At 68.7% G+C, this 25,353-nt stretch carries 25 protein-coding genes and 1 tRNA gene; 9 read left to right on the top strand and 17 right to left on the bottom strand.

The features are described from left to right. Complete coding sequence (gene cydB, locus IFU30_RS09765; protein WP_064295578.1) at positions 1–1,005, bottom strand: cytochrome d ubiquinol oxidase subunit II; 1,005 nt, start codon at positions 1,003–1,005, stop codon at positions 1–3. Positions 1,006–1,014: 9 nt separating this feature from the next. Further along, complete coding sequence (locus IFU30_RS09770) at positions 1,015–2,436, bottom strand: cytochrome ubiquinol oxidase subunit I (RefSeq protein WP_079003899.1); 1,422 nt, start codon at positions 2,434–2,436, stop codon at positions 1,015–1,017. 201 nt (positions 2,437–2,637) lie between these two features. Between IFU30_RS09770 and IFU30_RS09775 the strand changes: the two genes are divergently transcribed. From IFU30_RS09775 to IFU30_RS09785, 3 genes are all read left to right on the top strand, one after another. Beyond that, positions 2,638–3,318, top strand: coding sequence for a VTT domain-containing protein (locus IFU30_RS09775; RefSeq protein WP_192005063.1), 681 nt, complete (start codon positions 2,638–2,640; stop codon positions 3,316–3,318). Between the two features lie 133 nt (positions 3,319–3,451). Then, the gene (locus tag IFU30_RS09780) at positions 3,452–4,417 is read left to right on the top strand and encodes an App1 family protein (RefSeq protein WP_079706285.1); all 966 of its coding nucleotides are present in this window, start codon (positions 3,452–3,454) and stop codon (positions 4,415–4,417) included. 8 nt (positions 4,418–4,425) lie between these two features. Next, a complete protein-coding gene (locus IFU30_RS09785; RefSeq protein ID WP_192005064.1) occupies positions 4,426–5,466 on the top strand; it encodes an FUSC family protein in 1,041 nt (346 codons plus the stop codon). A gap of 61 nt (positions 5,467–5,527) precedes the next feature. On the opposite strand, the gene IFU30_RS09790 is transcribed toward IFU30_RS09785, so the two are convergent. Beyond that, positions 5,528–6,082, bottom strand: coding sequence for a YceI family protein (locus tag IFU30_RS09790; protein WP_079705738.1), 555 nt, complete (start codon positions 6,080–6,082; stop codon positions 5,528–5,530). Between the two features lie 105 nt (positions 6,083–6,187). Continuing rightward, on the bottom strand, positions 6,188–7,360 hold the full coding sequence (locus tag IFU30_RS09795; protein ID WP_342450844.1) for a glycoside hydrolase family 3 N-terminal domain-containing protein: 1,173 nt from the start codon (positions 7,358–7,360) through the stop codon (positions 6,188–6,190). Between the two features lie 116 nt (positions 7,361–7,476). Between IFU30_RS09795 and IFU30_RS09800 the strand changes: the two genes are divergently transcribed. After that, positions 7,477–8,646, top strand: coding sequence for a hypothetical protein (locus IFU30_RS09800; protein ID WP_159878504.1), 1,170 nt, complete (start codon positions 7,477–7,479; stop codon positions 8,644–8,646). Positions 8,647–8,655: 9 nt separating this feature from the next. Here IFU30_RS09800 and IFU30_RS09805 read toward each other — a convergent pair whose 3' ends face one another. After that, on the bottom strand, positions 8,656–9,513 hold the full coding sequence (locus tag IFU30_RS09805; protein WP_192005458.1) for a UbiA family prenyltransferase: 858 nt from the start codon (positions 9,511–9,513) through the stop codon (positions 8,656–8,658). 55 nt (positions 9,514–9,568) lie between these two features. Between IFU30_RS09805 and IFU30_RS09810 the strand changes: the two genes are divergently transcribed. The 3 genes from IFU30_RS09810 to IFU30_RS09820 are packed head-to-tail and all read left to right on the top strand — an operon-like array spanning position 9,569 to position 12,566. Then, positions 9,569–10,696 carry a type III polyketide synthase gene (locus IFU30_RS09810; protein WP_192005065.1) on the top strand — a complete coding sequence of 376 codons (1,128 nt, stop codon included), beginning with the start codon at positions 9,569–9,571 and terminating at the stop codon, positions 10,694–10,696. Continuing rightward, complete coding sequence (locus IFU30_RS09815) at positions 10,696–11,412, top strand: class I SAM-dependent methyltransferase (protein WP_192005066.1); 717 nt, start codon at positions 10,696–10,698, stop codon at positions 11,410–11,412. Before IFU30_RS09810 ends, IFU30_RS09815 begins: the two co-directional genes overlap by 1 nt. Beyond that, entirely contained in the window at positions 11,409–12,566 is a 1,158-nt protein-coding gene (locus tag IFU30_RS09820; RefSeq protein ID WP_192005067.1) for an FAD-dependent oxidoreductase, read from the top strand. The genes IFU30_RS09815 and IFU30_RS09820 overlap by 4 nt, the downstream gene beginning before the upstream one ends. A gap of 21 nt (positions 12,567–12,587) precedes the next feature. Here the strand turns inward: IFU30_RS09820 and IFU30_RS09825 are convergent, their stop codons facing one another. Beyond that, a complete protein-coding gene (locus IFU30_RS09825) occupies positions 12,588–14,078 on the bottom strand; it encodes a DHA2 family efflux MFS transporter permease subunit (protein WP_192005068.1) in 1,491 nt (496 codons plus the stop codon). 162 nt (positions 14,079–14,240) lie between these two features. Here IFU30_RS09825 and IFU30_RS09830 point away from each other — a divergent pair, with 162 nt between their 5' ends. Continuing rightward, positions 14,241–15,068: an aldo/keto reductase gene (locus IFU30_RS09830; RefSeq protein WP_137241817.1), complete on the top strand. Its 828-nt coding sequence runs from the start codon at positions 14,241–14,243 to the stop codon at positions 15,066–15,068. Positions 15,069–15,154: 86 nt separating this feature from the next. Here IFU30_RS09830 and IFU30_RS09835 read toward each other — a convergent pair. The 10 genes from IFU30_RS09835 to rplU all read right to left on the bottom strand — a co-directional run bounded on the left by IFU30_RS09835 (position 15,155) and on the right by rplU (position 22,283). Further along, positions 15,155–15,227, bottom strand: a tRNA-Ala gene (locus tag IFU30_RS09835). Between the two features lie 107 nt (positions 15,228–15,334). Beyond that, a complete protein-coding gene (rsfS, locus tag IFU30_RS09840; protein WP_079002329.1) occupies positions 15,335–15,712 on the bottom strand; it encodes a ribosome silencing factor in 378 nt (125 codons plus the stop codon). 55 nt (positions 15,713–15,767) lie between these two features. Next, positions 15,768–16,778, bottom strand: coding sequence for a hypothetical protein (locus tag IFU30_RS09845; protein ID WP_192005069.1), 1,011 nt, complete (start codon positions 16,776–16,778; stop codon positions 15,768–15,770). Positions 16,779–17,056: 278 nt separating this feature from the next. After that, entirely contained in the window at positions 17,057–17,734 is a 678-nt protein-coding gene (nadD, locus tag IFU30_RS09850) for a nicotinate-nucleotide adenylyltransferase (RefSeq protein WP_079705729.1), read from the bottom strand. Next, on the bottom strand, positions 17,685–17,894 hold the full coding sequence (locus IFU30_RS09855) for a hypothetical protein (protein ID WP_124769192.1): 210 nt from the start codon (positions 17,892–17,894) through the stop codon (positions 17,685–17,687). Before IFU30_RS09855 ends, nadD begins: the two co-directional genes overlap by 50 nt. 49 nt (positions 17,895–17,943) lie before the next feature. Continuing rightward, complete coding sequence (locus IFU30_RS09860) at positions 17,944–19,212, bottom strand: glutamate-5-semialdehyde dehydrogenase (protein ID WP_192005070.1); 1,269 nt, start codon at positions 19,210–19,212, stop codon at positions 17,944–17,946. A gap of 42 nt (positions 19,213–19,254) precedes the next feature. After that, the gene (gene proB, locus IFU30_RS09865) at positions 19,255–20,034 is read right to left on the bottom strand and encodes a glutamate 5-kinase (protein WP_079002325.1); all 780 of its coding nucleotides are present in this window, start codon (positions 20,032–20,034) and stop codon (positions 19,255–19,257) included. Further along, a complete protein-coding gene (gene obgE, locus IFU30_RS09870; RefSeq protein WP_192005071.1) occupies positions 20,031–21,605 on the bottom strand; it encodes a GTPase ObgE in 1,575 nt (524 codons plus the stop codon). Before obgE ends, proB begins: the two co-directional genes overlap by 4 nt. A 91-nt stretch (positions 21,606–21,696) precedes the next feature. Further along, positions 21,697–21,954, bottom strand: a complete 258-nt coding sequence (gene rpmA, locus IFU30_RS09875; RefSeq protein ID WP_056006626.1) for a 50S ribosomal protein L27 — start codon at positions 21,952–21,954, stop codon at positions 21,697–21,699. Between the two features lie 20 nt (positions 21,955–21,974). Beyond that, positions 21,975–22,283 carry a 50S ribosomal protein L21 gene (gene rplU, locus IFU30_RS09880; protein ID WP_079002324.1) on the bottom strand — a complete coding sequence of 103 codons (309 nt, stop codon included), beginning with the start codon at positions 22,281–22,283 and terminating at the stop codon, positions 21,975–21,977. A gap of 335 nt (positions 22,284–22,618) precedes the next feature. Here rplU and IFU30_RS09885 point away from each other — a divergent pair, with 335 nt between their 5' ends. After that, a complete protein-coding gene (locus IFU30_RS09885; protein WP_192005072.1) occupies positions 22,619–22,909 on the top strand; it encodes a DUF4031 domain-containing protein in 291 nt (96 codons plus the stop codon). 10 nt (positions 22,910–22,919) lie between these two features. Here the strand turns inward: IFU30_RS09885 and IFU30_RS09890 are convergent, their stop codons facing one another. After that, positions 22,920–25,334: an Rne/Rng family ribonuclease gene (locus IFU30_RS09890; RefSeq protein WP_342450845.1), complete on the bottom strand. Its 2,415-nt coding sequence runs from the start codon at positions 25,332–25,334 to the stop codon at positions 22,920–22,922. Positions 25,335–25,353: the final 19 nt, after the last annotated feature.

The following is a 25,353-nucleotide window of genomic DNA, read 5'->3' on the forward strand; positions in this document are numbered from 1 at the left end:
TTAGTGCGCGGCGGCTTCGATGTGCTTCCGCGTGATGCGCTTGCGGAACACCCAGTACGTCCATCCCTGGTAGGCGAGGATCAGCGGCAGGAAGATCAGGGCGGTCCACGACATCACCGTGAGGGTGTACTCCGTCGAGGAGGCGTTCGCGATCGTCAGGCTGTTCGCCGGGTCGTTGCTCGCCGGCATCACCGCTGGGAAGAGCGCGGTGAACAGGGTGAGCACGGCCGCCGCGACGGTCACGGCCATGAGCGCGAACGCACGGCCTTCCAGCCCACGGCTGTTCGCGAACCAGGCGCTGATGAGCGAGACCGCTGCGATGGCCGCGAGGATCAACACCGGGAGCGAGAAGTGCGCCAGGACGGTCCACCCGAGGAACGACGCGGCGAGCAGGATGGCGACGAGCCCGGCGCGGCTCGCGAGGCGGCGGGCACGCTCGCGGATGTCGCCCTCGGTCTTCAGCGAGGCGAACACGGCTCCGTGGGCGAAGAAGAGCACGAGCGTCGTGAGACCGCCGAGGATGCCGTACGGGTTGAGCAGGGTGAAGAGCGTGCCGGTGAAGTTGTGGTCGGCATCGAGCGGGACGCCCTGGACGATGTTCGCGAAGGCGACGCCCCAGAGGAAGGCCGGCAGGGCGGAGCCCACGATGATCATGAGGTCGAAGCGCCGTTTCCAGGAGGCTTCCGGCCGCTGGTGCCGGTACTCGAACGACACCCCTCTGATGATGAGCGCGAGGAGGATGAACAACAGCGGGAGGTAGAAGCCGCTGAACAGGGTCGCGTACCACTCGGGGAAGGCGGCGAAGAGGCTCGCACCGGCGACGATCAGCCAGGTCTCGTTGAGGTCCCAGACCGGCCCGATGGTGTTGATGAGCATCCGGCGGTCGGTCTCGTCCTTCCCGAGGAAGGGGATCGTCATGCCGACGCCGAAGTCGAAGCCGTCCAGGACGAAGTAGCCGACGAACAGTGCGGCGATGATCCAGAACCAGAGAATCGTGAGGTCCATGATGTGCTCCTAGTAGACCGTGGTCGCGGGGGCGGCGGGCTTCTGCACGCCGTCCTCGTCGGGTTCGGACAGCTCGATCGGGTCGGGCCCGGCCTTGATCGTCTTCTTCAGGAGACCGAACTCGACGACGAGCAGCGATCCGTAGACGACGGTGAAGGCGATCAACGAGATCAGGACATCGAGGCCGGTGGTGTTCGGCGAGACCGCGTCCTCCGTCTTCAACAGGCTGAAGACGATCCACGGCTGGCGGCCCATCTCGGTGAAGACCCAGCCCATGGTCATGGCGAGGAACGGCATCGGGACGGCCCAGACCGCGACGCGCCACATCCAGCGCTTCGGCTCGCGGCCCTTGCGGGTGAACCAGAGACCGGCTGCCGCGACGAGCATCGAGGCGAGGCCGAGGCCGATCATCCAGCGGAACGCCCAGTAGGTGACCCAGATGACGGGCGAGTAGTCGCCCGGACCGTAGAGCTGGGTGTACTGCGCCTGCAGGTCGTTGATGCCCTCCACCGTGCCGTCGAAGGTGTGGGTCGAGAGGAACGACAGGAGGTACGGGATGCGGATCGAGAAGAGCTCGTGGACACCGTCGGGTGTGCCGAGGGTGAAGATCGAGAACGAGGCGTCGGCACCGCTCGCCGTGTTGTACATCGCCTCCGCAGCCGCCATCTTCATCGGCTGGGTCTCGACCATGGCGAGGCTGAGCTGGTCGCCGGCGAGCATCGTGGCACCACCCGCGAGGAGCATGCTCCACGCACCGACCTTGAGCGCCGGGCGCATCGCCTCGACGTGCTGGCCCCGGGCGAGGTGCCAGGCCGCAGCGGTGATGATGACGGCTGCGGAGACCATGAAGCACGCGAAGATCGTGTGCGGGAAGGCGGCCAGGGCGACCTTGTTGGTCAGCAGCTCCCAGATGTTCGTGAGCTCGGCGCGGCCTCGCTCCTCGTTGATCCGGAAGGCGACCGGGTTCTGCATGAAGGCGTTCGCCGCGATGATGAAGTAGGCCGACAGCACGGTGCCGAGTGCCACGATCCAGATGGTGGCGAGGTGCAGCTTCGGTGACAGCTTGTCCCAGCCGAAGATCCAGAGTCCGATGAACGTCGCCTCGAGGAAGAACGCGAGCAGGCCTTCGAGTGCGAGCGGCGCGCCGAAGACGTCGCCGACGAACCTGGAGTAGGTGGACCAGTTCATGCCGAACTGGAACTCCTGGACGATGCCCGTCACGACGCCCATGGCGAAGTTGATGAGGAAGATCTTCCCGAAGAACCGCGTGAGCTGCAGGTAGTGCAGCTTGCCGGTCCGGACCCAGGCGGTCTGGAACCCGGCGACCGTCACGGCCATGCCGATGGTCAGCGGCACGAAGATGAAGTGGTAGACGGTGGTGAGGCCGAACTGCCAGCGGGACAGCAGTAGCGGGTCGAGTAGGTCGTTCACGATGAACACTCCATTTTTCGCGGCATCCAGGGAAGGCGGCGCAGGTGCGGCCCGATCGGGGTGGTCATCCCCGTGGCTTCGATCCATGTCGTCGACACCAATCGTACCCGAATTCGCGCCTGTGGTCAGACCACACATCCAAGGGTGTCCTAACAGGGGTATCGGAGCCCGTCCCACACCTGCCGCACTAGGCTTCGATCCGTGAACGACGTGCTCGGCTGGCTCCTCGACCTGGTGCAGAGTGTCGACCCCGTGACGCGCACGATCCTCGCCGGCGTCGGCATCATGCTCGAGACCTCGGTCCTCGTCGGCCTCGTCGTCCCGGGCGACACGGTCGTCATCGTCGCCAGCACCGCCGTCGTCGGACCCGTCCAGTGGATCTCGATGATCCTCGTCGTCATCACCGGAGCGCTCATCGGCGAGTCCGTCGGGTTCGCGCTCGGCCGCTGGTTCGGCCCGCGCATCCGTGCCAGCAGACTCGGCCGCCGCATCGGCGAGCGGCACTGGGCCCGTGCTGAGCGCTATCTCGACCGGCGGGGCGGCATCGCCGTCTTCATCTCGCGGTTCCTCCCGATCCTGCACTCACTCATCCCCCTCACGGTCGGGATGAGCACGATGAGCTACCGACGCTTCATCTCCTGGACGCTGCCCGCCTGCGTCATCTGGTCCTCGGCCTACGTCTCCGTCGGAGCACTGGCCGCGGGCAGCTATCGCGAGCTGTCGGACCGCCTCCACTGGGCGGGCTACGTCTTCGTCGGCATCATCGTCGTCTTCGCCGTCGTGGTCCTCGTCGTGAAGCGACTCCTCCAGCGGAGCGAGGAGCGACACATGCTGGCCCAGGAGGACGCGACACCACCCGACGACGGCTCGACGCCCCAGTAGCACACGACCGTCATCGACGCGAGACGGCGGGCCGGACGCACCGGCATGACAGACTGAACGCGTGAAGGCATCCGACGATCGTCCAACGGCCTCCTCCGACGCCGCCGAGCAGATCCGGCACTTCGCCGCACGGATGGAGGACGCCGTCCAGTTGCGCCGCCAGCGTCGTGCGAGGCGGCACGGACGCGAGGCGGCGGTCATCCCCTTCACCGGCTACGGATCGACGTCCTGGATCCGTGTCCTGGCCAGGGTCGTCCTGGCGGAACCGGGCAAGACCACCGTCCAACCGCAGCAGAAGGTGCGCGGCTGGAAGAGCTTCTTCGCGCTGAGCATCGCCGACCCGACGGTCGAGGTGGAGGTCGACGGGCAGCGTCACACGGTCACGGGCGACCGGGGTGGCGTGGTCGACGCGGTGGTCCAGGTCTCGCTCACCCCCGGCTGGCACACCCTCCGACTGAGCTCGGAGGGCAGCGACCCGGTCGAAGCCCCGGTCTTCATCGTCGCCGACGACATCGAGTTCGGCATCGTGTCCGACATCGACGACACGGTGATGGTGACGGCGCTCCCCCGCCCACTCGTCGCGGCCTGGAACACCTTCGTCCTCGACGAGCACGCCAGGACACCGGTGCCCGGCATGGCGGTCTTCCTCGAGCGCACGGCGCGCGAGCACCCCGGTTCGCCGATCATCTACCTCTCCACCGGCGCCTGGAACGTCGCGCCGACGCTCACCCGGTTCCTCTCCCGCAACCTCTACCCCGCCGGCGCCCTCCTCCTCACCGACTGGGGTCCGACGCACGACCGGTTCTTCCGCAGCGGTCGCGAGCACAAGCGCAACAACCTCGACCGGTTCGCCGAGGACTTCCCGCGTCTGCGGTGGCTGCTCGTCGGCGACGACGGACAGCACGACGAAGCCCTCTACCGGAGCTTCGAGGAACGCCACCCCGACCGCGTCGCCGCCGTGGCGATCCGTCAGCTCTCCCCCGGTGAGGCGGTCCTCGCCGGTGGGCGCTCGAAGGTCGGTGCCCAGCACGAGGGCGCCCCCTGGGTCTACGCGGGGAACGGCGCAGAACTGCTCGACCAGCTCCACGACAAGCTCTGACGGCACCGATGTCCGTCGTCCCCGTCCTGCGCATCAGATCGCGGCTGCCCCTGCTCCAGGTGCTGAAGACGGCGCTGGCCGCCGTCGCGTCCTGGATCGTCGCGATCACGATCATCCCGGGCCAGCTCCCGGTCTTCGCCGCCATCGCGGCGATCCTCGTGGTGCAGCCGAGCGTCAACCAGTCGTTCGGGAAGGCGCTCGAGCGCAGCCTCGGGGTCATCACGGGCGTCATCCTCGCGACGGCCATTGGGATCATCTTCGGACACTCCGCCTGGATCGTGCTCCTGGCCATCGTCATCTCCATCCTGCTCGGATGGGTCCTCCGCCTCGGGCCCGGATCCGCCAACCAGATCCCGATCAGCGCGATGCTGGTGCTGTCGATCGGCGCTGCGACCCCGGACTACGCGGTCGCGCGGATCGTCGAGACCGTGCTCGGCGCGGGCATCGGACTCCTCGTCAACGTCGTCCTCGTCGCACCGGTCCTCCTCGCTCCCGCGAAGGAGGCGGTGACCACCCTCGCGCTCGCGTGCGCCGACACCCTGGACCATCTCGCCACCTCACTCACGCGTGCGAACTCGGACGCGGAGCTGGTGGCGCTGCTCCAGGAGGCCCGGGCGTTGAAGCCCCTGCGAGACCGGGCGATCGCCGCGGTGAAGGAAGGCGATGACAGCCTGCTGCTCAACCCTCGTCGATCGAGGCACCGTGACGAGCTCGACCGTCAGCGCCTGCTGCTGCGTCGACTGGAGCCGGTCGTCACGAGGACGCTGGGCATGGCGCGCTCGGTGCACGATCACGACGACCCGACCCTGCATGAGGAGCCGACGGTGGCGGACATCGCCGTCGAACTGACCCGGGCGGCCCACGATCTCAGGCTGCTGGTGAACGGGCGTTCCGCGTCCGACGAGCCGCCGACCGAGACCGCGGAGATCCCGGCGCTGACCGCTCCCCTCGTGATCGCCCGCCCGCACCCCCAGCACTGGATCCTCATCGGATCACTCATGGAGGACCTCCGTCGCGTGCGCGACGAGATCGTCGGCGAGCCGACCTGAGCCGGCCGGATACACGAAGGGCCGGTGGAGCGATGCTCCACCGGCCCTTCGACGTCCTGGGCTACGCCTGGTGCGCGGCCTGCAGTTCGATGGTGATCGTGACGTCGTTGCCGAGCAGCACGCCGCCGGTCTCGAGTGCCGCGTTGTAGGTGAGGCCGAAGTCCTCGCGGTTGATCTTGGTGGTCGCCGTGGCGCCGAACTTGTAGTTGCCGTAGGGGTCGGTCGCGAAGCCGCCGAACTCGACGGTGAAGGTGACGGGCTTGGTCACGCCCTTGATCGTGAGGTCGCCGTCCACCAGGAAGTCGTCGCCCTTGGCGCGGGCGCCGGTCGAGACGAAGTCGATCGTCGGGTAGGTCTCGGCGTCGAAGAAGTCGCCGGTGCGGAGGTGACCGTCGCGGTCGGCCTGGTTCGTGTTGATCGATGCGACCTCGGCGGACGCGGTGATCTTCGTCTCGAGGGGGTTCTCCGGCGTGACGAACGTCGCGTTGAAGCGCTCGAACTTGCCCTTGACCTTCGAGACCATGATGTGGCGGATGCTGAAGCCGACCTCGCTGTGCGTGGCGTCGACCTCCCAGGTGCCAACCTTGTAGCCGGGAATCGTCAGGGTGTCGGTCATGCGGTACTCCTTGCGTCGATGTGCGGCGCGCTCGCGCCACGTTCTATTCAAACGCACGGACCTGGGAGCTATTCCCGCATCCCCGAGAAATTCTCCTCACCGACATCAGCGCGACATCGGCCGGAGCGACGGCAGGCCGAGCCGGACGCGCAGCAGTCGGTGCGCCGCGTCGGCGACCGTCGACTCCGGAATCCTCCCGGACCTGACCGCGGCGGCGATGTCGGCGACGAGCACGGCCGGATCGACACCGGTCGACGACGGCTCCGCCCCGAGGACGTAGAGCAGCATCGTGTTGCCGGCGGCCACGGCGCGGATCGCGTTCTCCGAGGGGTTCTGGTACTCCGGCAGACCCGTGTGCTGCAGCATGAGCATGTCGTCGGTGATCGTGACACCGGTGAAGCCGAGGTCGTTCCGGAGGCGCTCGTGCCAGGCCGCCGACAGCGTCGCCGGTACGGCGTCGACCGCCGAGTAGATCAGATGGCCGAACATCACGACCTCGGCCCCGGCGTCGATACCGGCGACGAACGGCAGGGCATCGGTCGCAGCCCAGTCCGCGGCACCGATGGCGGTCGTCGGGACCGTCGAGTGCGAGTCTCCCGGCGCCTGGCCATGGCCGGGGAAGTGTTTCAGCGTGCTGAGCACCGCACCCCGCTCACCACGGACGGCCGCGGCAACCCGCTCCGCCGAGGCGTCCGGCGTCGTCCCGAGGGCACGGTCGTAGATGAAGGAGCTCGGATCGGCGGTCTCGTCCGCGACGATGCCGAAGTTCACGGTGCAGCCGGCACCGGCGAGCATCACAGCGCGTTGGCGGAACGCCTCCTCGCTCGCAGCGGCCGGTTGCGACTTCAGGGTGTCGGCAGCGGCGAAGACGTCCTCGTCGATGCGCCGGACATCGCCGCCCTCCTGGTCGATGCCGATGAGCAGCGGCATGGTCGGGTCGGGGCTGAGGGCGCTCGTCACCGCGGGCAGCCCCGCGAGACCCGGCACGTTGTCGCCCATGATGATGAACCCGCCCGGCTGATACCGCTCGACGAACGCCCGGAGCGTGCCCGGGTCGGTGCCCGGGGCATGGAGCATCAACATGGATGCGATCCGCTGCTCGAGGGTCATCGCGGCGAGTTCAGCGGCCGCACGCTGGTCGGCGACAGCCGGAGTCGTGCTGGTGGGACGGCTCGACGGCTTCGGGGATCCGGGCTCCGTGCACCCGGACAGGCCGAGGACGGCACCCGCCGCCATCGAGGCGCCGATTGCGAGAAACCCTCGTCGTCCCAGCTGCACCGGCCCACTCTAGGCTCGGATCTTCCACGCAGGCTGGGCGTCGCTCCCGGTGTGGCAGGAGTGACGAATGTGACATCGGCGGCTACACTTGCGTGGGTGACCGCCAGGATGGACGCATGCGCAAGCCGCTGACAGCCCTCTCGCCCCGCTCGAGGGGCGTCTCGCGAGCCGCCGCCCTCGGCGCCGCGCTCGTCATCGCGGTGTCGGTCGCAAGCCCGGCGGCCGCCGTGACCCCCACCTCGTTCCGGACCGCCGACTACCCGAGCTGGGACGACGTCCAGGCGGCCAAGGCGAACGAATCGACCGCGCAGGCAGAAGCCGACCGGATCGTGTCCCTCCTCGACGGACTGCGCGACGAATCCGCCCGGCTCGGCGATGAAGCCGTCCGCCAGGGTGCGGCGGCAGGTGAGGCCAAGGCGGCGTTCGACGCGCAGGCCGCCGTCGCCGACACGATCAGTGCGCAGGCGACCGCAGCAGCTTCGGCAGCGGCATCGAGCAAGCGTCAGGCCGGAGCGGTCATCGCCCAGATGACCCGCACCGGCGGTGTCGACCCGACGCTCTCCCTCGTCCTCTCCGGCGCGGCCGACGACGACCTCCTCTCCAAGCTCAGCGCGATCAGCAAGCTGAGCGAGACCTCGGCTCAAGACCTCGCGTCCGCGACCGCCGCGAGCAACACGGCGACCGCGCTCGCCGAGCAGGCGACTGCGGCCGAGACCGAACGTCAGCGACTCTCGGAGGCGGCGGACGCCAGCTACGAGACGGCGCAGTCCGCGAGCGACGCCGCCGATGCGGCGGTCGCCGAGCAGCAGGCCAACCGCGACCGGTTGTACCAGCAGCTCGCCGTCCTCAAGAACACCACCGCGGCGGTCGAACAGGCCTACGCGCAGAGCCAGGAGGCGATCGCCGCAGAAGAGCAGCGACGCAACGAGGCGTCCGGTGGCGAGGGATCCACGAGCGCCCCGCCGCCGGACCTCGCAGCCGACCCGGCTGGCGCGAAGGCGTACGCGCAGTCCGCGATCGGCGCCTACGGCTGGGGCAGCGGAGAATTCCAGTGCCTGCTGCAGCTCTGGACCCGGGAGTCGAGCTGGCGCGTCAACGCCTACAACGAGTCCAGCGGCGCCTACGGCATCCCGCAGTCCCTGCCCGGGAGCAAGATGGCCAGCTCCGGCGACGACTGGCGCACCAATGCGGCGACGCAGATCAACTGGGGCCTGAACTACATCGACAGCCGGTACGGCTCCCCCTGCGGCGCGTGGGCGCACTCGGAAGCGACCAACTGGTACTGACGCCCCGTCTCAACCGGCCTCGGCCGCACCGAGATTCGTCCCGGCCACCGCCAGCACCACGGTGACGAGCAGGGCGGCCCCGATGATGAGCCGGAACAGCAGACGGTCCGGCGCTCGGGTTCCGACGAGCACGAGCCCCCATACGACGAGCGCGAGGACACCGACGGCGCCCAGCACCCCGACGATCGGCGGTGCGGTCGGCCTGCCGACGAAGATCCCGCTCTGTCCGAGGACGGCGACCACGCCTGAGACGCCGAGGGCGACGAAGGCCGTCCGACCGGCGGTCCGCGCGCCGAGACGGTGCGGCAGACCACGGACGCCGGTCCGCAGGTCGTCCTCGAGATCGGGCAGGGCGTTCGTGAAGTGGATCGCCACACCGAACAGACCACCGACGGCGAGCGTCCACACGGCCGGCACGATCGGCGGGACGGCAGCGAAGGTGACCACGGCGGGCAGTGCGCCGAACCCCACGATGAACGGGACGACCGACCAGGCCGTCGCCTTGAGACCCAGGTTGTAGGCCCATCCGCAGACGAGGAACAGCAGGTGCGAGGCCGCCGACGCCCAGCCGAGTGATGCCGAGAGCGGAATGCTCGCCGCACCGGCCAGCAGCGCCGCCGCCCGGACTGCCGAGACGCTGAGGTCGCCGCGCGCGACCGGCTTGTCCTGTCGTCCCGAGCGACGATCCCGCCTGGCGTCGAGCCAGTCGTTGGACCAGCCGATCGAGAGTTGCCCGACGAACACCACCACGCCGAGCAGGGCCGTCCGGAGGGGTGGCAGGCCGACGGCCGATCCGAGCACGACCGCGAGAACGGTCACCGCGACGGTCGGCCCGGGATGCGAGGACGCGAACAGACGACGGACCATGGAGAACACCGCCTCAGCTTAGGGTGACACCTGGGCCACGGCGGTACACTGGAGCATGACCGTCTCCGTGAGGGCGATCGGCGTGGCCGTTCCTCAGACCATCCTCCATCAAGACGAGATCAGGGATGTGTTCCGCGACCAACCCGGGCGGACCCGGCTCGCCCAGCGTCTCATCGGCGCCGCCTTCGACGCGTCCGCGATCGACACCAGGCACACCGTCATCGACGCCTTCGACCATGAGGTCGAGACGACCACGGCCGCCTTCTACGACGCGGCGCAGCGGCAGGTGCTCTCCCCACCCACCGGCGTGCGGAACGACGCCTACATCGAGCACGCTCCCCCGCTGCTCCTCGAGGCCGCACGGCGGGCATTGGACGCCGCCCCCGGCCTGTCGGCGGCGGACGTCACCCACGTCGTGACCGCGTCCTGCACCGGGTTCTTCGCGCCCGGCCCGGAATACCTCCTCGTGCGCGACCTCGGGCTGGACCCGGGCACGGAGCGCTACCACCTGGGGTTCCAGGGGTGTTTCGCCGCGTTCCCCGCCCTTCGCGCCGCAGAGGCGTTCTGTACAGCCGACCGCGACGCCGTCGTCCTCGTGGTCTGCATCGAGCTCTGCTCCATCCACCTCCGTTCCTCCGACGACCCCGATGTGATCCTCGGTTCCTCGGTGTTCGCCGACGGTGCTGCGGCCGCCGTCGTGACCGGTCGGGACACCGGATCCTCCGCGCCCGCGCTCGAGTTCGACGGCTGGTCCACCGCGCTCGTGCCGGACGGCGAGACGGAGATGGCCTGGACGATCGGCGATCACGGGTTCGAGATGGTCCTGAGCGGCGCGGTGCCCAAGCTGATCGGCGAGCACCTCGAGATCGCCCTCCGCCCACTCCTCGCCGCAGCCGACGACGCCCCGGTCTCATCGATCGACCGGTGGGCGATCCATCCCGGTGGCCGGAGCATCCTCGACCGGGTCCAGCGCGGATTCGGGCTCGACGACGAACTGCTGGCTCCGTCGCGCACGGTGCTCCGCGAGTACGGCAACATGTCGAGCGCGACCGTGCTCTTCATCCTCCAGCGCCTGCTCGACGGCGCGCCGACCGATGCCGATGAACGGGTGTGCGCCCTCGCCTTCGGTCCGGGACTGACGATCGAGAGCGCGCTGCTCCGGCTCCGGGCCGGCCGAGCCTGATGCTGCCCGACCTCGGCCGCCGTGCGACGGATCTCCTCGAACTGATGGACGATCCCGACTGCGATCCCGCGCTGCTGGACGCCACCTACGCCAGGTTCGCGACGGTGAACCGGCTTGTCTCGGGCTGGCGTGGTCTGTACCGGTCGCGCATCCGTCCACTCCTCCACCCGTCCCGGACCACGACGATCCTCGACATCGGCTTCGGTGGTGGCGATGTCGCCGTGGCCATCGCCGACTGGGCGCACGCCGACCACCTCCCCGTGCAGGTGGTCGGGATCGATCCCGACGAGCGGTCCGTGGCCTTCGCCCGTCGCCGGTACCCGGATGGCCCCGTCGCCTTCCGTCCGGCGCACAGCAGTGACCTCGTCGCCGCTGGCGAGGAGGCCGACATCGTCCTGTCCAACCACGTGCTCCACCACCTCGATCCCGCGGGCCTGTCGAGCCTGCTCGCCGACAGTTCACGGATCGCCAGACGACTCGTCCTGCACAGCGACCTCGAGCGCAACCGTCTCGCGTACGCGGTCTACGGAGTCGCCACCCGTGCAGGACGAAGGCGTTCCTTCCTGCACGTCGACGGGCTCCGCTCGATCCGTCGCAGCTATCGCCAGGAGGAGCTGCAGCGCGTCGTGCCCGACGACTGGACCGTCGAGCGCAGCTTCCCCATGCGACTCCTGCTCTCGCAGACCGTCTCGTCGGCAGCGGACGGCCCACGATGACCGAGGTGCTCGTCATCGGTGGCGGACCGGTCGGCCTCGTGTCGGCGATCCTGCTCGCTCAGGCCGGCGTCGACGTGACCGTCTGGGAGCGACGGCCGGGCTCCCCCTCCGGCACCCGGGCGATCGGGATCCACCCGCCGTCGCTCGACCTGTTCGAGCATCTCGGTGTCCTCGACGAGATCCGCCGCGACGCGGTCCGGATCGACCAGGGCGAAGCCTGGAACGCCGGACGACGCCTCGGGGCGGTCGTGTTCCGTGATCGGCCCGTCCCGCACCCCTACGTCGCCGCGCTCGAGCAATGGCGGACCGAACGGATCCTCCGTGCTCGACTCGAAGCCGTCGCGCCGGGATCGCTCCGGACGGGGACGAGCTGTACGCGGTTGACGCCGGCCGAGGACGGCGTCCTCGTGTCCGGCAGTGACGCCGATGGAACGGTGAGCACCCGCGCAGCCGTCGTGGTCGTCGCAGCAGGAGGACGCGCCACCGTCGACGGGATGCAGGCTCCAGGCCCCCTGCATCGATACCGGGACCGGTACCTCATGGGCGACGTCGCGGATCGGAGTGGGGCAGGTTCCATCGCCAGGGTGCACCTGCACCACCGAGGGGTCGTGGAGTCCTTCCCGCTCCCCCATGGCATGCGACGATACGTCGTGCACACCGGGTACTCGGACGATCAGGACGCCGCCCGCCCGGAACCCACCGCGTCCGACCTCGAGGCCCTCGTCGCCGACCGGACCGGCGACGACGTCGATCCGGCGACGAACACCATGCTCAGCGCGTTCGGCGTGCTTCGTCGACGACGAAAGCGCGTCGTCGACGGTCGGGTCGTCTATCTGGGCGACGCCGCCCACGAGATCAGCCCGATCGGCGGCCAGGGCATGAACCTCGGCTGGTCCGACGCACGGGTCTTCGCGCCACTGATCGCCCGCATGACCACCGGGCATCTCTCGACACAGCACGACGTGGCCGCGGCCGTCTCCCGCCAACAGCGCGCGATCCGTCGGGCCTCATGGCAGGCGGAGCTCAACATGCGCTTGGGGCGTCCGTTGCCGGGCCCGCTCGTCGGGATCCGGGACCTCGCGCTGCGAACCGCGCTCAACGGTCCCGCGATGCCGATCCTCGCCGACGCCTACACGATGCGCTGGCTGCGCTGACGCCGTCCGAGGCCGTGCGTCTCAGTGACCGACGTGCACGCCCACCGCAGCCTGGTCCGTCCGCCGGATGAGGAACGACGCACCGATCGCGAGCAGCGAGAGCACGGCGCCGCACATGAACGCAGCCTGCACGCCGACTGCCGTCGCGTCGACCGCGGAACTCCCGACCGCCGCACGAGCCGCCGCGGTGGTCGACATCATGGTGATGAACAACGCCGTCCCCGCTGCACCGGCCAGTTGCTGGACCGTGCCGACGATGGCGCTGCCGTGCGGGTAGAGCTCGGGCCGCAGTGAACCGAGCGCCGAGGTGAGGAGCGGTGTGAACATGAACGCGAGACCGGCGCTCAGCAGCACGTGCACGGCGATGATCATGATGATGGCGCTGTCGACGCCGAGCATCGTCAGCAGCCAGAGCGCAGCACTCACGGCGAAGGCCCCGGGGATCACCAGCGGACGCGGACCGAACCGGTCGAACAGCGACCCGACCAGCGGCGCCAGAGCGGCCATCGTCAGGCCGCCCGGCAGCAGCATGAGGCCCGTGGTCAGGGTGTCGACCTGGAGGACGGTCTGCAGGTAGATCGGCAGGATGATCAGCGAGCCGAACAACGCCATCATCACGATGGCCACGAGGATGATCGAGACGGTGAACGAACGGTTCGCGAACGTGCGCAGGTCCATGAACGCTCGATCGTCGCGCGCCAGCCCGCGCTGCCGGAGGACGAACCCCAGGAGGGCGAGGACGCCCACCGCGAGCGGGATCCAGACGGGCATGAGCGCGTGTCCCTCGGCGGACTCGCCGATGCTGCTGAGACCGAAGATGAGGCCACCGAACGCGAAGGCGGAGAGGACGAGCGACAGCACGTCGAAGCGGACCCGACGCGGCTCCGTCACGTTCCGCACGAGGATGGCGCCGAGGACCAGCGAGGCGACGGCGATGGGGAGGACGATCCAGAACATCCAGCGCCAGTCGAGCACGCTGAGGATGAGCCCGGAGACGGTCGGCCCGACGGCCGGCGCGACCGAGATGACGATCGAGATCGCACCCATCGTCCGGCCACGTGCTGAGACCGGCACGACGTTGAGCACGGTCGTCATGAGCAGCGGCATCATGATGGCGGTGCCGCTGGCCTGGACGACACGACCGAGCAGGAGGGTGCCGAACCCCGGGGACAGCGCGGCGATGAGCGTGCCGAGGCTGAACAGCACCATCGCGGTGATGAACATCGTCCGGAGGGAGAACCGCTCCAGGAGGAACCCGGTTGCGGGGATCACGACGGCCATGGTGAGCATGAAACCGGTGGTCAGCCACTGCGCGGAACTCGCCGTGATGTCGAGGTCCTCCATGAGCCGCGGTAGGGCGACGCTCATGATCGTCTCGTTGAGGATGACGACGAACGCCGACACGAGGAGCAGCCCGATCAGGAGCTTGGACCCGGGTGGAAGGCGGTCGTCCGAGGGCTTCCCGGTCGTCGGGACGGAACCGGTCGGATTCGGCACGGTTTCAGTCGTCATAGCGGTGTCATCCTTCTCAGGCCTCGGCCGTCGTACGGGCAAACGCCTGCCCTCTCGAAAGACAAGCGCCGTGTCGCCGCGGGTATTCCCATGCGTGTCGACCGGTTACGCGCAGGGCGAAGACCCGTTCCGGACGGACGGTTCCGGTGCCAGCATGAGGACATGACAGTTCCCACCATCACCCTGAACGACGGCCACACCATCCCTCAGCTCGGCTTCGGCGTCTTCCTCGTCGACCCGCAGGAGGCTGAGCGCATCGTCTCGGACGCGCTCGAGGTCGGCTACCGCCACATCGACACCGCTGCCATCTACAAGAACGAGGAGGGCGTCGGCGCCGCCATCGCGAAGTCGGGCATCCCCCGCGACGAACTCTTCATCACCACGAAGCTCTGGAACGACCGCCACCAGAAGGCGTCCGCGCACACCGCCATCGACGAGAGCCTCGACAAGCTTGGGCTCGACCACGTCGACCTGTACCTGACCCACTGGCCGACCCCGGCCAAGGACGACTACCTCGAAGCGTGGCTCGCCCTCGAGGAGATCAAGGCGGCCGGCAAGGCGCGTTCGATCGGCGTGTCGAACCACCAGGTCGAGCACCTCGAGAAGCTGATCGCGGGTTCCGAGACGGTCCCTGCGGTCAACCAGATCGAACTCCACCCGGCGTTCGCCCAGCGCGAGCTGCGCGCCTTCGGTGCCGAGCACGGCATCCACATCGAGTCCTGGGGCCCGCTCGGTCAGGGCAAGTACGACCTCTTCGGCGAGCAGGCCGTCTCCGCTGCAGCCGAGGCGCACGGCGTCACTCCGGCGCAGGTCGTCATCCGGTGGCACCTGCAGAACGGGCTCATCGTCTTCCCGAAGTCGAACTCGCGCGAGCGCATCGCCCAGAACTTCGACGTCTTCGGCTTCGAGCTGTCCGCCGACGAGATCGCGTCCATCGACGCCCTCGACTCGGGCAAGCGCGTCGGCAGCCACCCCGACGAGGTGAACTGACCTCACGGCCTCGCCCAACCTAGAGTCTCAACAACGCAGAAGTCCCCGTCAGCTGTTCGGCTGACGGGGACTTCTCGGTGTTCGGGTGGATCTGAGGGGACTCGAACCCCTGACCCCCTGCATGCCATGCAGGTGCGCTACCAGCTGCGCCACAGACCCGTATTCAACTTGCTTGCCCCTGCTGTTTCAGCGGAAGCAACTTGAATAGGTTACTACATCTTGAGAGCGGTTGTGACCACTTTCGGTGCTCGGCACCGACGGGATGGTCAGTTCGCGGGCTGCGGTGCGGACGAGACCAGCGGAATCACCGGGCAGTCCTTCCACAGACGCTCCAGCGAGTAGTACATCCGCTCCTCCTCGTGGAAGACGTGGACGACGACCTCGCCGAAGTCGAGCAGGATCCACCGCCCCTCGGACTTGCCTTCGCGTCGCAGCGTCTTCACGCCGCTCGCGTTCAGGCGGTCTTCGACCTCGCCGGCGATGGCGACGACGTTGCGCTCACTCCGACCGGTGACGAGGAGGAAGGCGTCGACGAACGGCAACGGACCGGAGACATCGAGCGCGACGAGATCCTCGCCGCCTTTGGACTCGGCTGCGGTCGCTGCGAGCTGGACGGCGTCCAGTGTGGTGTCGGACAGGGTCATGTGGTGTACTCCTCTGGCGATCGCATGGTGCGCGATCGGATGAATGCCGGCAGGGCTAGAACGCTCCGCCGAAGAAACCGATGATGAGCACCGCGATCACGCCGGCGGCGAGTACCGCGGCGGCGATCGCGAGCGTCATCAGCAGCTTGTTGCTCTGGTTGGTGGTGGCCGGGACGACGTCGCGGGTGGAACCGTGGCTGCTGACCGCGCGGCTGGCCGCGACCGGGGACGCTGCGGTGACCGAGGCCGGCAGCTCGTCGCCCTCGATGAGTCGGTCGATCCCTGCACCGTCGAAGTGGTTCGGGTCTTGACCGGCGGAGCCCAGTCCGCGGGGCAGATCGATGGTTCCGGTGATGAGGATCTCGCCCGTGGAGTTGGACGTGGCGCCCGCCTCGGCCTGCGCCGGAGCGACGGGGATGATGAGCGAGCTCGTGGTGATCTGCCCCGTGCTCGTCATGCCGCTTCCGAGGAGGTCTTCGAACGCGACCTCGTTGTCGGCCTGCGAAGCCTTCTCCGCTTCGAGTGCCGCGACGAGCATGGAGTCGCGCCCGAACCCCTTCGACAGGGTCGACGCGGGGTCCTCGGAGATGTCGTCGCGGTCCGAGACGTCGAAGAGTGAACCAGTGGCCACCGGTGTCGTGGCGGCGGGGGTCGCGGGAGGCGTCGGCGCCTCGGCGGACCGGGCCTTGGCTGCGCGCTCGTCGGCGGCGGCCCGCTCAGCGGCCTTGCGTTCGGCTGCCTTGCGTTCTGCGGCCTGCTGTTCTTCGGCCTTGCGTTCAGCGGCCTTGCGCTCGGCGGCCTGGCGCTGCTCGGCCTGCTTGGTGGCCTCGGCTTCGCGACGTTCCTGCTCAGCTGCAGCGGCAGCCTTGGCGTTCGCTTCCTGCTGCGCGAGCTTCGCGGCCTGCTGACGGGCCGCCTTGTTCTGCTTCTGGGGCGGAGCGACCACCTGGTCTGGCGTCCGCGGCGGCAGGGCGACCGAAGGGACCGGCTGCTCGACCGGAGGAGCGACCGGCGCTGCCGGGGAGCCCACCTGCTCGATCGAGCCGGTGCGCTCGAGTTCTCGCAACTGACGGCGCGTGAGTCCACCGGTCGGAGCCGGAGCAGGTGCACCGGATGCCTGAGCGCTCGACGACGGCGCTGGTGACGTGGACGAAGGCGTTGGAACACTCTCGTCGCGCGACGTGGCCTGCTCGGGAATCGCTCCCCCGGCGACGGGTTCGGATGTCGACGCGCGTCGTGTCCGTGGCGCAGCAGCGTCGGGCGTCGTTTCGTCAGCGGACGTCGACGGCTGCTGGCTCGCTCGAGCCTGTCGCCTGGTCAGGGGCGCATCCTCTGGCAACGCGGTCATGTGGCTTCACTCCGATACAGGTGGTGCTTGGTGATGTACTGCACGACACCGTCGGGAACCAGATACCAGACCGGAAAGCCTTTGCTCACCCGGCTCCGGCAATCCGTCGACGATATCGCTAGGGCCGGAACTTCCAACAAGCTTACGTCGTGCTGTGGTAATCCGGAAACGTTCAAATCGTGTCCCGGTCTACTCACAGCGACGAAGTGAGCGAGGTCCCAGACCTCTCTGACGTCTTTCCAACTGAGGATCTGGGCGATCGCGTCGGCACCCGTGATGAAGAACAGCTCGGCATCGGGACGTTTGCGGCGCAGATCGCGCAGCGTGTCGATCGTGTACGTCGGTCCGGCTCGGTCGATGTCGACCCGGCTGACGGTGAAGCGGGGGTTCGCTGCGGTGGCGATCACGGTCATGAGATAGCGGTGCTCGCTGTCGCTCACGCCCGACTTCCGGTACGGCATGCCGGTCGGGACGAAGACGACCTCATCGAGATCGAAGTGCTGCGCGACCTCCGAGGCGGCGACGAGGTGCCCGTGGTGGATCGGGTCGAACGTCCCGCCCATGACCCCGATCCGAGGACGACGGGTGGTCGTCTCGGTGACGGGCGCGCTCACGCCGGACAGCTTAGTGGCCGTGCTCGCCGTGAGCGGCGGCCGACTCGCCCTTGTCGGCATGGCGGTTGGCGACGTCGCGGTAGCTGAAGGTCACGGCGCCGAGGATGGCGAACAGCACGAGGGCGACCGCGCCGAACACCCAGGTCGGTGCGGCGAGTTCGACGGCGTGCTCCGATTCAGCCAGGACGGCGGTGGCCAAGACGGACGCGGCAATCGACATGATCTCTCCTTCTATGCGACGCCTCGTGACGCCCGTACCAGTCTAGCGACTACCGACGGGTGTGGCCCGAACCACGCACGAGCCACTTCGTACTCGTGAGTTCCGGCAGTCCCATCGGTCCCCGGGCATGGAGCTTCTGCGTCGAGATGCCGACCTCGGCGCCGAATCCGAACTCGGCGCCGTCGGTGAAGCGGGTCGAGGCGTTGACCATGACGACGGCCGAATCGACCTCGGCGAGGAACCGGTCGGCGTTCACCACGTCGTTCGTGATGATCGCGTCGGTGTGTCCGGTGGAGTATCGGTCGATGTGCTCGAGCGCGGCGTCGAGGTCGTCGACCACGCGCACCGAGAGCTCGAGCGACATGTGTTCGGTGGACCAGTCCTCTTCCACGGCGGGCACGACGTCGGCGAAGAACTCGCTGGCACGTGCGTCGGCGTGGATGAGCACCCCGTGCTCGCGCAGGTCGCCGAGCACGGCGGGCAGCAGGCGCGCGGCCGCAGCGCGGTGGACGAGGATCGTCTCCAGCGCGTTGCAGACCGATGGGCGCTGCACCTTGGCGTTGCGCACGATGTCGACGGCCCAGTCGAGTTCGGCACTCTCGTCGAGGAACACGTGGACGACGCCTGCGCCGGTCTCGATCACGGGGACCGTCGACTCCCGGACGACCGTCTCGATGAGTGACGCGCTCCCCCTCGGGATGAGGACGTCGATCAGGCCTCTGGCGTTCATGAGCTGCTTCGCACCGTCGCGACCGAACTCGTCGATGGTCTGTACCGCGTCCCCGGGAAGACCGACGGACTCGAGTGCCGATCGCAGCAGCCCCACGAGGACCGCGTTCGAGTGTTCCGCCGCGGACCCGCCGCGGAGCACCACGGCGTTGCCGCTCTTGATCGCGAGGGCGGCGATGTCGACAGTCACGTTCGGGCGCGCCTCGTAGATCGCGCCGACCACGCCGAACGGGACGCGTACCTGCTCGAGCTTCACCCCGTCCGGAGTGTTGCTCCCGCGGACCACCTGGCCGACCGGGTCGACGATCGCGACGACGTCGCGGACCGCCACCGCGAGCCCGTCGATGCGGCCCCGGTCGAGGCGAAGACGATCTTGCAGGCCGACACTGATGCCCTGCTCGCGTCCCGCGACGAGGTCGCGCTCGTTGGCGGCGATGACTGCATCCGCGCCCTCGACGATCGCGACGGCGATGGCCTCGAGGGCCCGGTTCTTCTGCGCGGTGGTCGCCTGGGCGAGGACCCGGGAGGCACGCTTCGCAGCGGTGAGACGATCCGCGAGTGGCAGCACGGTGGTGATTGGCGACGACATGCGTCGATTCTACTCAGCGGCGTCTGGTGGACGCTCTCCGCGTCACGCTGGTTGGAACCAGGTGCCGAGGTGCTCACCGCGGAGGGCGGACGCGACGTTCGTGGTCGACGTCACGAGGACGGACGTCCCCGCCTCGGCGGCCAACCGGGCGGCCGACACCTTCGTGCCCGCTCCCCCGGTGCCGACGCCCGCGGAGCCGATGTCGCCGAAGGTGACGCCCGAGAGGGTGTCTCCGAACGGGACCTCCTCGATCCGCTCGGCACCCGCTTCGTGCGGAGGGCGGGTGTACAGCGCATCGACGTCACTCAGCAGGACGAGGACGTCGGCCGCGACGAGGACCGACACGAGGGCGGCAAGGCGGTCGTTGTCGCCGAACCGGATCTCGTGCGTCGCGACGGTGTCGTTCTCGTTCACGATCGGCAGGATGCGCAACCCGAGGAGGCGTTCCATCGCCCGCTGGGCATTGCTCCGGTGACTGGGGTTCTCGAGGTCGCCGGCGGTGAGCAGTACCTGGCCCGCGACGATGCCGAACCGGTCGAGGCTGTCCTGGTACCGGTAGATCAGCACGTTCTGCCCGACGGCGGCAGCCGCCTGCTGCGTCGCCAAGTCGCTCGGACGGGCGTCGAGGCGGAGGTAGGGCATCCCGGTCGCGATGGCGCCCGAGGAAACGAGGATGACCTCGGTGCCTCGGGCGTGCGCCTCGGCCAGAGCCTCGACCAGCGCAGTGATCTGCCCGGCATTGTCGCCACTGATCGAGGAGGACCCGACCTTCACGACGATGCGTCGCGCCGACGGGATGCCACTGCGCTGGTGGATGGTCACCGGTCGTCGTCCTCCGTCGTGACGCCCTCGTCCGGCTGTGCGTCGGCCGGCACGGAGCCGACCTCGAAGCCCTCGTCGTCGTTCCAGAGACCGGCCGCACGTTCGCGGAGCAGCTCGGCACGGGCCTCGGCCTTGGCATCCATGCGCTCGAAGTACTCGTCGCGACGCTGGTTGCGCGTCGGGCGGTGGCTTGCGTCGAGACGCGGGTCCGTCCCACGCGGCTGCGTCAGCAGTTCCGCGGTGCTCGTGAGTGTGGGCTCCCAGTCGAAGACCACACCGCCACCCGCGCCGATCATCACGGTCGCGCCGGCGACGGCACCGGCCTTGAAGAGCGCCTCTTCGACGCCGAGCTTCGCCAGGCGGTCCGCGAGGAACCCGACGGCCTCCTCGTTGTTGAAGTCCGTCTGCTGCACCCAGCGTTCCGGCTTCGCGCCGAGGATGCGGTAGAGGTTGCCGTAGGTGCCACCCTCGACCGTGACGGTGAACTTGGAGTCGTCGACCGGCTTCGGGCGCAGCACGATCCGGGGCTTGGCGGCCTCGAGGGCTGCGCGGGCGCGGCTCTCCTCGACGAGCTCGCTCAACGCGAACGAGAGCTGTCGGAGGCCTTCGCGCGAAACCGTCGAGATCTCGAAGACCTTGTAGCCGCGCGCCTCGAGGTCGGGACGCAGGAACTCGGCGAGCTCCCTCGCCTCCGGGACGTCGATCTTGTTGAGCGCGATGAGCTGCGGACGCTCGACCAGCGGCGTCTGCCCTTCCGGCACCGGGTAGGCGGCGAGCTCGGCCAGGATGATGTCGAGGTCGCTGATCGGGTCGCGTCCCGGTTCGAGCGTCGCGCAGTCCAGCACGTGCAGGAGCGCGGAGCAGCGCTCGACGTGACGCAGGAACTCGAGACCGAGGCCCTTGCCCTCACTGGCGCCCTCGATGAGCCCGGGGACGTCCGCCATGGTGTAGCGGACCTCGCCGGCCTCGACGACGCCGAGGTTCGGGTGGAGCGTGGTGAACGGGTAGTCCGCGATCTTGGGCTTCGCCGCGGACATCGCCGCGATGAGGCTGGACTTGCCGGCGGAGGGGTACCCGACGAGCGCGACGTCGGCGACGGTCTTCAGCTCGAGGAGGACGTCGCCTTCCCAGCCGGGTGTGCCGAGCAGCGCGAACCCGGGGGCCTTGCGCTTGGTCGAGGAGAGTGCCGCGTTCCCGAGGCCGCCCTGGCCGCCGGGGGCGACGACGAACTCCATGCCGGGCTCGACGAAGTCGACGAGTTCGACGCCGTCGACGTCCTTGACGACCGTCCCGACGGGCACGGGCAGGATGAGCGTCTCGCCCTGGAACCCGTTGCGGTGGTCGCCCATGCCGAAGCCGCCGGTGTCGGAGCTCCGGTGCGGTGACCGGTGGTATCCGAGCAGCGTCGTGATCTGAGGATCGGACACGAGCACGATGTCACCACCGTGTCCGCCGTTGCCGCCATCGGGGCCGGCCAGCGGCTTGAACTTCTCGCGCTTCACGGAGACGCAGCCGTTGCCGCCGCCGCCCGCTCGCAGGTGCAGTGTGACCCGGTCGACGAATGTGACCATGGACGCTCAGCCCCTCTCTGGATCATGGAACTCGGTTGTACGACAGCAGGGGGCGGGCCGAAGCCCGCCCCCTGCTGGAAAGACGTTGTTGCTACTCTGCAGCAGCGACGATGTTGACGACCTTGCGGCCGCCCTTGTTGCCGAACTGCACGGAGCCGGCCTCGAGGGCGAACAGCGTGTCGTCGCCGCCACGACCGACGTTTGCGCCGGGGTGGAAGTGCGTGCCGCGCTGACGGACGAGGATCTCGCCCGCGAGGACGACCTGGCCGCCGAAGCGCTTCACACCGAGACGCTGTGCGTTGGAGTCACGACCGTTGCGAGTGGAACTCGCACCCTTCTTGTGTGCCATCTCTTCTTCTCCTCGATGCCTTACTTGATGCCGGTGATCTTGACGCGCGTGAGCTCCTGACGGTGCCCCTGACGCTTCTTGTAACCGGTCTTGTTCTTGAACTTCTGGATGATGATCTTCGGACCGCGGAGGTTCTCGAGCACCTCGGCCGTCACCGTGATCTTCGCGAGCGACTTCGCGTCGGAGATGATCTTCTCACCGTCGACGTGGAGCACCGCGGGAAGCTCGATGTTGCCATCCTTGTCGGCCTTGACCCGGTCCATCGTGACGATGGTTCCGATCTCGACCTTCTCCTGCCGTCCTCCGGCGCGCACAACTGCGTAAACCACTACGTACCCGTTCTTTGGGGAGCGAAACGCTCCGACTGACTGTTGCTGGAAGTTACTGCTCGGAAAGGCTCGAACACGTGGGACACCTTGATGGCAGAAAACCGTTGGGCGTGGCATTGAAAACTCAATGCACACCAACGGTCGAGTTTACTTCATCGTGCAGTCCAGGTCAAACCAGTGGGCACAGAACCTCGTGACCGAGGCTGTTCCTCACGGCTCCCACACCGGACGCACTCGACCAGTGTACCCCGGGGGCTCCTGAACGCCGGCCGGGTGCCCGGCGCGTCCGACCACGGACGGGAATCGCGCGAGATGCTCGATGGTTGGATGGAGGCATGACGGTGCTCATCGATCCCCCGCTGTGGCCGGCGCACGGCACGCTCTGGTCCCACGTGGTGAGCGACAGCTCCCTGGAGGAGTTGCACGCCTTCGCCGGACGCACTGGGCTTCCGCCGCGATCGTTCGACCTCGACCATTACGACGTCCCCGCCGAACGCCATGCGTCGCTCGTGGCGGCCGGCGCCGTCGCGGTGAGCGGCGGCGAACTCGTCCGTCGACTCATCGCCAGCGGCTTGCGCATCACCGCACGCGAACGGCGCGCCTCCCGAGGAGACGCGCCGTCCTGATGCGACCGGACTATTCGGCCTGACGCTGCGCGCCGTCCGAACCGACGGCCTGTCCGCCCGCGAGTGAAGCTGTCGACACCCGGCGGCTGCGGCCGCGACCCTGACCCGGCTGCTTCGGCTCGGGGAGCGCGTCGAGGACGGACTCGAGCAGGTGCTCGGGGTCCGCGACGGCTGCGCGACGTGGCTTGTCGGCGACCGGTGCGATCGGCAGGTCGAGCAAGGCCAGCGCCGGGGAGGCGGATTCGCTCGGCGCCTCGGAGGGGCGTTCCTCCGAAGCACCCCGGCGGGACCCGTCACCGCCGCGACGGCGCGGTTCTCGTTTCTCGCGCCGGCTCCGACGACCGTCGTGCGACCCGGACTGATCCTCCGGTGACGTCGTGGACTCGTCCGAGACCGACTCCTCGGAACCCTGCGCCTCGGTGTGCTGCGACTGCGTGTGCTGCGCCTCGGCCACGACGGCGTCGGCCACGGCCTCGGCGGCGGCGAGCTCCTCGTGGTGCAGCGTGCGCGCCGCGATCAGGGCGAGCGCGTTCTTCGCGTCGTCGGTGATCCCGTGCGTCTGTCCGGCCGGCTTCTGCTGGGCGCTCTGGCCGTTCGAGGACGGCTGCCCGCCCTGGGACCCGCCCTTGCCGCGCCGGCGCTGCTGCTCCGGCTGCGGCGTCTGGCGGTGCTTCACGACGGGGTCGTGGTGCACGACGACGCCGCGTCCGGCGCAGACCTCGCAGGGCTCGCTGAACGTCTCGAGCAGGCCGAGACCGAGCTTCTTGCGCGTCATCTGCACGAGACCGAGCGAGGTGACCTCGGCGACCTGGTGCTTCGTGCGGTCGCGGCTGAGGCACTCCACGAGGCGGCGCAGCACGAGGTCGCGGTTCGACTCGAGCACCATGTCGATGAAGTCGACGACGATGATCCCGCCGATGTCGCGCAGCCGCAGCTGACGCACGACCTCCTCGGCGGCCTCGAGGTTGTTCTTGGTGACCGTCTCCTCGAGGTTGCCGCCGGAACCGACGAACTTCCCCGTGTTGACGTCGACGACCGTCATGGCCTCGGTGCGGTCGATCACGAGGGATCCGCCGGACGGCAGCCAGACCTTGCGGTCGAGCGCCTTCTCGATCTGCTCGGCGATGCGGTAGTCCACGAAGGAGTCGCCCGTACCGTCGTACGGCTCGACCCGCTCGAGCAGGTCGGGGGCGACGCCGCGCAGGTAGCTCTGGATGTCCTGCAGCGCATCCGAGCCCTGGATGACGAGCTTGTGGAAGTCCTCGTTGAAGACGTCGCGGATGATCTTGATGAGCAGGTCGGGCTCGCTGTGCAGCAGTGCCGGCGACTGGACCGTCTCGATCTGACGGGAGATCTCCGACCACTGCGACTTCAGCCGCGTGACATCGAGCGTGAGCTGCTCCTCGGTCGCGCCCTCGGCGGCCGTGCGGACGATGACGCCGACGTTCTCCGGGAGGACCTCCTTGAGGATCTTCTTCAGGCGGGCGCGCTCCGTGTCGGGCAGCTTGCGCGAGATGCCGTTCATCGAGCCGTTCGGCACGTAGACGAGGTACCGACCGGGGAGCGAGACCTGACTCGTCAGGCGCGCACCCTTGTGCCCGACCGGGTCCTTCGTGACCTGGACGAGGACCTTGTCGCCACCCTTGAGCGCGAGCTCGATCCGGCGAGGCTGGTTGCCCGTCTCCACGGAGTCCCAGTCGACCTCGCCGGAGTAGAGCACCGCGTTGCGTCCGCGACCGATGTCGACAAACGCCGCCTCCATGCTGGGCAGGACGTTCTGCACGCGGCCGAGGTAGACGTTGCCGATGAGCGACGCCTCCTGGCTCCTGGCGACGTAGTGCTCCACGAGCACGCCGTCCTCCAGCACGCCGATCTGCGTCTTACCGTTCTTGGAGCGGACGACCATGACACGGTCGACCGATTCGCGGCGGGCGAGGAACTCGGCCTCGGTGACGACCGGACGACGACGACCGGCGTCGCGTCCGTCACGGCGACGCTGCTTCTTGGCCTCGAGCCTCGTCGAGCCGCGCACCTTCTGCGGTTCGGTGATGAGTTCCGGCTCACGCGGCGTGCGGACCTTGACCACGTTGCGGGTGTCGGGGCGCGAGTCGCCACCCCGCTCGCCCTGCTCCGGTCCGTCCTCGCCGGCACGACGACGCGTGCGACGCCTCGACGAGCTGAGCTCCGCCTCGAGCGGTTCGTCATCGCGGTGGACGATCGGCGGCAGGTCGGGCGCCTGGAACAGCAGCATGGTGGTCGGTGGACGCACCGGTGCGGCAGGTGCCGACTGCTCGTCGGGCCCGGCCGCCTGGGCGTCCGTCTCGGTGCTGGTCGACTCGTCCGCCGTCTCGGGCGTCGTGAGGTGCTGGTCGGTCGGTTCGTGCTCGGTCCCCGGCGTGGCCGGATCCTCGGTGTGCTCTTTCACCATTCCTGGTGTACTCCCC

Origin of the sequence: Plantibacter sp. CFBP 8798 (assembly GCF_014841195.1) — a bacterium.
In the GTDB taxonomy this organism is placed as follows: Bacteria; Actinomycetota; Actinomycetes; order Actinomycetales; family Microbacteriaceae; genus Plantibacter; species Plantibacter auratus.